Annotated in this window: 5 protein-coding genes and 2 pseudogenes; 2 read left to right on the top strand and 5 right to left on the bottom strand. The window is 74.6% G+C overall.

Annotation, left to right across the window (positions count from 1 at the left end; genetic code table 11):
* Positions 1–326: 326 nt before the first annotated feature.
* Positions 327–806 (top strand): annotated as a pseudogene (locus tag AB0O11_RS38895) (dihydrofolate reductase family protein); the annotation flags it as partial.
* Positions 807–963: 157 nt separating this feature from the next.
* Here the strand turns inward: AB0O11_RS38895 and AB0O11_RS38900 are convergent.
* Together AB0O11_RS38900 and AB0O11_RS38905 are read right to left on the bottom strand one after the other, a co-directional pair.
* Positions 964–2,448 carry an APC family permease gene (locus tag AB0O11_RS38900; RefSeq protein WP_363397253.1) on the bottom strand — a complete coding sequence of 495 codons (1,485 nt, stop codon included), beginning with the start codon at positions 2,446–2,448 and terminating at the stop codon, positions 964–966.
* 60 nt (positions 2,449–2,508) lie between these two features.
* Positions 2,509–3,711 carry an amidohydrolase family protein gene (locus tag AB0O11_RS38905; protein ID WP_363397256.1) on the bottom strand — a complete coding sequence of 401 codons (1,203 nt, stop codon included), beginning with the start codon at positions 3,709–3,711 and terminating at the stop codon, positions 2,509–2,511.
* Positions 3,712–3,893: 182 nt separating this feature from the next.
* On the opposite strand from AB0O11_RS38905, the gene AB0O11_RS38910 reads away from it, so the two are divergent.
* Complete coding sequence (locus tag AB0O11_RS38910) at positions 3,894–4,550, top strand: GntR family transcriptional regulator (RefSeq protein ID WP_363397258.1); 657 nt, start codon at positions 3,894–3,896, stop codon at positions 4,548–4,550.
* On the opposite strand, the gene AB0O11_RS38915 is transcribed toward AB0O11_RS38910, so the two are convergent.
* The 3 genes and pseudogenes from AB0O11_RS38915 to AB0O11_RS38925 all read right to left on the bottom strand — a co-directional run.
* Entirely contained in the window at positions 4,523–5,458 is a 936-nt protein-coding gene (locus AB0O11_RS38915) for a hypothetical protein (protein WP_363397261.1), read from the bottom strand. The genes AB0O11_RS38910 and AB0O11_RS38915 overlap by 28 nt on opposite strands.
* A gap of 3 nt (positions 5,459–5,461) precedes the next feature.
* Positions 5,462–5,902, bottom strand: coding sequence for a hypothetical protein (locus tag AB0O11_RS38920; protein ID WP_363397264.1), 441 nt, complete (start codon positions 5,900–5,902; stop codon positions 5,462–5,464).
* 263 nt (positions 5,903–6,165) lie between these two features.
* Positions 6,166–6,256, bottom strand: a pseudogene (locus AB0O11_RS38925) (IS5/IS1182 family transposase); the annotation flags it as partial.

Consider the following 6,256-nt stretch of genomic DNA (forward strand, 5'->3'; position numbering starts at 1 on the left):
TACTTACGGGGTGCTGGCACTGCTCGTGGTTCTCCTTACGCCTGGATCGTAACAAACCCAGACATCGGGGACTCCATGAAAGCCAGAGCAGCTCACCCCTGCCGGGTCCGGCGCAGGACCGTCGTCCGGGTCTTGCCGTCCCCTGCCAACGCATCGCGGGAGAGCGCGCCGGTCGTTCCCTGGACACTTGACCCGCTTTCACGCCAGCGCGGCCCGCCCTGAGTCGGTACACAACTGGAAAGCCGGTCGAACAATGTCGGACCCTTCCCTTGGGGTGCCGGTGCGGGAGGTGTGAGATGGGTGGCACGGGGCGGCTGGTCGTGGCGATGCAGGTGTCCGCGGACGGCTGTGTGGACAGTGAAGTGCCGGGAGCGGACTGGCAGTTGTGGAACTGGGGGCCGCGGTGGCCGTGGAGCGCGGATCTGCGGGCCTCGTTCAATGCCCTGCTGGCCGGCGCCTCGGGGATCCTGCTGAGCCGGCCGATGACGGACGAGGGGTACCTGGGGCACTGGGAGCGGATGGCCGCCCTCCACCCCGGCGACGCGGACTGGGAGTTCAGCCGGACGATCGGGGAGCTGCCGAAGTTCACGGTCTCCCGGACGGGCCGGCCCCAGCGGCAGTGGCCGCGCACGGAGGTGCTCAACGGCGACCTGGCCGACACCGTGGCACGGGCGAAGCAGCGGGCGGGCGGGACACTGCTGTGCTTCGGAGGAACGGGGCTGGTCTCGGCGCTGCTGCGCGAGGGGCTGGCCGAGGAACTGCGGCTGTTCGTCCCCCGGGTTCGCCGGGGCGGGCGGCACCGTGTTCGGGCCGTGGCTGGTGGAGCGCGGCTACCGCTTCGCCGACGCGGCGGCGCATCAGTGCGGGATCGTGGAGAGCCGCTGGTCGCGAGACTGGGGCCGCGCGGCGGCGCCCCGCCCCCGGGCCGGGGGAAGGGCACCGGCGCGCGGGCGCCGGCGGGGTTCAGCCGCGTTCGACGTCGATCTCGGTCAGGTGGGCGAAGCGCCGCGGGTCCCGTCGCCGGATCCGCCGGGCGACCAGGAGGCCGGCGGCCGCGACGGCGGGCAGCGGGATCAGCAGCAGGGCGTTCACGCCGTTTGAAGCGCCGGTCAGCAGGCCGAAGTTGAAGACGGCGAGGACGGTGAGCAGAGCGAGGCCGGTGGCGGCCAGCAGGGGTGCCCAGACCACTCGGAAGGCGGACATGCCGCGCCGGTCGCGCCGGAAGAACGCCCAGACCGCCACCGCCGCGAGGGCCTGCATCGCCATGATGCCGAGCACGCCCACGCTGTTGGACCACAGCAGCACGACCAGGTAGGGGTCGGCGGCCATGACCGCCCCGAGCAGGACGACCAGGGCGTTGAAGGCGCTCTGCACCACGACCGCGGGGCCGGGCGAGCCGGACCTCGGGGACACCCGGCCGAGCCGGCGGGGCAGCAGCCCCTCGCGTCCGAGCGCGTAGAGGTAGCGGGCGGCCGCGTTGTGGAAGGCGAGGGTGGAGGCGAACGCGCTCACCACGATCAGGACGTGCATCGAGTCGGACAGCCAGAGGCCGGCGAAGCGTTCGGCGGCGGTGAAGGTGAGGTCCGGGCCGTCGGAGGCGCGGGCGGCCGCGACGGCGGCGTCCGTGCCGTAGGCGCCCATGACGATCCAGGTGCCCAGGGCGTAGAAGACGGCGAGGAAGCCGATCGCGATGAAGGTGGCCCGGGGCACGCTGCGGCGCGGGTCGCGGGCCTCCTCGGCGTAGATCGCGGTGGCCTCGAAGCCGGTGAAGGCGCCGATGACCAGGACGAACATGCCGGCGACCCCGCCCTGGGCGAGCAGCGAGGGATCGAAGGAGACGGGGTCGAGGGCGGCCGTGCCGCGGTCCGACAGCACCCCGCCCTCCATGACCAGCAGCGACAGCACCTCCAGGACCAGCGCGACCCCGAGCACCTTGGCGCTCAGCGTCACCTTCAGCCAGCCCAGCACGCCGACCACCACGACGCAGGCGCCCGACAGCAGCCACCACGGCACGTGCGCGCCGGTGCGCTGCTCGATGTGTCCGGCGGCGAAGTAGCCGAAGGCGGCGGCCACGCCGGGGGTGATCAGGTTGTAGGAGACCACCGCGACGTAGGCGGTGACCACGCCGAGGGTGCGGCCCAGGCCGCGCGCGACGTAGGCGTAGAAGGCGCCGGCGTTGCGCACGTACAGGCTCATCGCGGTGAAGCCGGCGGCGAACAGGACGAGCAGCGCGCCCGAGATCAGGTAGGCGAGGGGGGCGGAGGCGCCGCCGACGCCGATGGCGAACGGGGCGATGCCCGCGAGGACGGTGAGCGGCGCGGCGGCGGCGACCACGAAGAAGACCAGGTCGGTGGTGCCGATCTGGCCACCCGCGAGGCGGCCGGGTCCGTCCGCAGGGGCCTGCGGGAAGGGCGGGGCGGGCCGGGTTCTTTCCGCGGAGGGGTTCACGGTGGGGGCGTCCTTCCAGCAGGGGGGTGGGGGAGGAGTGGCGCGCCGCGGGTGCGGGGGTCAGCGGGCGCCGGGGGTGCGGTCGAGGAGGGTGCGGCCGCCGTGCAGGACGAGGAGCCGCTCGGGGTGGGCGGCGACGGCCTCGGGGACGGATCCGGCGGCGACCGCCACCAGGTCGGCCGGGGCGCCGGGGGCCAGGCCGTAGTCGCTCAGGCCGAGCGCGGCGGCGGCGTGCGTCGTCACCAGGTCGGCGGCGAGCAGCAGTTCCCGGTCGGTCATCAGCTCGCCCTGGAGGCCGATGATGGTGGCGCGCTCCAGCATGTCGCCGGTGCCGTAGGGCCACCAGGCGTCGCGGATGTTGTCGGAGCCGGCGAAGACCCGTACGCCGTACTCGTGCAGCAGCTTGACCGGGGGCATGGAGCGGCTCGGGCCGTTGGTCATGATCGCCACTCCGGCCTCGGCCAGCTTCCGTGCGGTGGTGTGGAGTTCGTCCGCGTCGAGCCCGCCGAGCGCGTACGCGTGGCTGACCGCGACGCGCCCGGCGAGGCCGAGGGCCGCGGTGCGGTCGGCGATGTCACGCAGCTGGGAGGCGCCGACGGGGCCGCCGTCGTGGAGGTGGATGTCCACGCCGGCGCCGTGGCGCCCGGCGAGGCCGAAGACGATGTCGAGCTGGCCGTCCACGTCGCCGTCGAACCCGGCCGGGTCCAGTCCGCCGATCAGTTCCGCGCCCTCGCGCAGGGCCGCGTCCAGCAGGTCGGCGACGCCGGGGGAGGCGACCACGCCGCTCTGCGGGAAGGCGACCAGCTGGACGCCGATGACGTCCCGGACGCGTTCGCGCACCTCCAGCAGGGCGTGCAGGTGGTCCAGGCCGGTGTCCGGGTCCACGTCGACGTGCGAGCGGACGTGCCCGGTGCCCAGTGAGGCCATCCGCCGGGCCAGCGCCTCGGCGCGCTCGGCGACCGGGGCCAGGCGGGCGACCTCGTGGCGCAGGGCGCGCTCGGAGGCGATCTGGGCGCGCAGGCCGTCGGTGGCGCGGTGCGGCTGCCAGGGCGCGCCGAGAAAGGTCTTGTCCAGGTGGGCGTGCCCGTCCACCAGGGCCGGCAGCAGCAGCGCGCCGTCCAGGCGCACCGCGCCGGGGGCGCCGGTGTGCGGGGGCCGCGCGGACACCGGGGTGAGGGCGGTGATCCGGCCGTCGGCGAGATGGACGTCGACGGCGCTGCCGTCGGGCAGGGTGGCGTCGAGCAGGAGGGCGGGGGAGGTCACGTGGGCGTCCAGGAATCAGGGGAGCGGGACGGGCCCGGCCTGCGGAGACGGCCGCGCGGCCCGGCGGGAGCCACAAGCTATCTGGTATACCGAATACCAGGCAAGGGGTGTCGGCCGGCGATCTGAAATGATCAGCCCAGCCCCCGCGACCAGGCGCGACCCCCACCCGACTGGAGCCCGAGATGCCCGACACGCCCGGCGACGCCCACCAGTCGCTGAGGGACCTCGTCTACCTCCGGCTGCGCGAACGGATCATCGAGGGCGAGTACCCCGCCGGCCGCCGCCTGGTCGAACGCGAACTCGCCGACACCATGGACGTCTCCCGCGTCCCCGTCCGCGAGGCCATGCAGCGCCTGGAGACCGAGGGCTTCCTCACCGTCCAGGCCCGCAAGGGTGCGGTGGTCGCCGAGTTCGGCCCCGCCGAGGCCGAGCACTTCTTCGCCGTGAGGGAGCCCCTGGAGGCCCTCGCCGCCAGCCTCGCCGCCCAGCACGCCACCCCCGCCGGGCTGAAGAACCTGGAGCGCATCCTCGCCCGCACCCGCCGGGCCGCCGAAGCCGGCCGCCTGCGCGAGACCGTCGGCCTCAACGCCGACTTCCACCGGGCGATCGTCGAACTCTCCGGCAACCCGCTGCTCCAGGACATGATGGCCCCCCTCGACGGCCGCCTGCGCCGCCTCTTCCGCCTCACCACCGGCCCCGAGAGCGGCACCCCCATGTGCACCGAACACGAGCAGCTGCTCGCCGCCATCCGCGCCCGCGACCCCCGCACCGCCGCCGACCTCGCCCGCCGCCACGTCGCCGGCACCCGCGCCTACGCCCTCACCGTCCTGCAGCACTGACCCCGTCCTCCCTCTGCTTCCGGGGAACAGCCTCCATCCGTGCGGCAGGGGCGAGTTCCTGATCGGCGTCCCCTCCGGAACTCGGTTCCCGCCCCATCGGCGACCGTTCGCCGTGGAGCGCGGCCTCGGCGAGGTTCCTGAGCACCGACGAGGAGTCCCGCCTGCATGAGCCGGGACTCGATCCGTGGGCGGGTGGGGCCGATGCGTTCTCCGGTGCGGATTCCGGTACGGAGTGAGGGTGTTGTCCGCCCCGGCCGGAGGGCCTGGACGGCCCCGCCCCTGACCTGACGCCCCGGCGGAGGCCCGGGCCGCCGCCCCGCCCGGCGCCCCCGGAGCACCCGCGCGTCGGGCCAGGTGGGCCGGGCGGGCTGGGGGACGGCCATCTCCGCCAGCAGCAGCGCGGCGTCGGCAGCCTTGGTGCTGTGCGGGCGCAGCACGGCGGCCAGGATCGCTCGGGTGGCGACATCGACCGCGATCGTCAGCTCCGGCCGGCCCAGGGTGCCGTCCTCGAAGACGGCCAACACGTCCAGGCGCGTGGTGTCGACCTGGACCTGCTCACCCGGGCGCAGCGCCACGGCCGGAGTGAACGCCCGCCCTTCCCGCGGCCCGGGAACACCGTCCCCGCGCCCGTGCAGACCCTCGCGCGGGTCAGTGAGCGCGGCCACCAGCCGGTAGAAGGTGGCCTGCGAGCACATCACCACCGCGTCACCGTGCCGCTCCGCGAGGATCCGCGCCGCCACCGGGAACAGCGCCTTGACGGTGCCCTTGGAACGGCCGCGCCGGCGCCCGACCGCCTCCTTCACCGCAGCCACCACCCGCTCGTCGGCGCGCCCCGCAGGCATGGGCCCACGGGTGGTGCGGTGGTCGACCAGCCCCCACAGACCCTGCTTGCGATAGTCCAGACGCATCCGCTACACCGTGGAACGGGTGACCTTCCCGAAACCGATAGCGGTGAGCTCCTCGGCCTTGGCCCGCTCCCGCTGCGCCAGCGTGTACCGCTCGGGGTCGTAGCGCTCGTGCACCACATAGCCCGCGCCCGCCCCGTCCGGGTGGCCGGTCTCCACCTCCCGGATGTGCCGGCGCCACGCCAGCGCCCGTTCCCGGGCCGTAGCCGGCGCGGTCTCGAACAGGCCCCACTGAGGCGCCGCCTTCTCCTGCTCCGGGCCGACGACGGTGAACATGGGGTCGGCGAACAGGTACCCGGCCAGCACCACCTCCTCCCGCTCATCGCCGACCAGGTGGACGCGCTGACCGGCCAGGCGCACGACCTGCCACCGGATCCCCTGGAAATCGACGTGCCCGCCGACCGCCACCACCGGCCGTCCGACCCGACGCCCCGCTCCCGCGCTCACCACGCACCCCCGCCCACGCCGCGCGCGTGCGGATCCGCACCGGCCACCACCGGGCCGGCCGCGAACCGGCCGCCGGGCCGCCCGGGACCGTCGACCGAGCCGTGCCCCCCGGCGTCACCGTTGCCGGCGCTTCTCCTGCCCGCGTTCGCGCCGCCGCCCGGCCCGCTCCCGGGACCGACGACGACCTGCTCGTGCAGGGGCCTGTCCAACGACACACTCAGCCAGCCGTGCCACAGGGCGTGGAAGACGGCGGGCAGGCCGACGGGCATCGCCCGCCACTTCACGCCGTTGTCGACGAGGTAACGCACCGCGTCGAACATCTCCCGATGGCAATGGGCCTCGGGGCGTCCACCC

This window comes from Kitasatospora sp. NPDC093102, from assembly GCF_040683915.1.
Lineage (GTDB): Bacteria > Actinomycetota > Actinomycetes > Streptomycetales > Streptomycetaceae > Kitasatospora.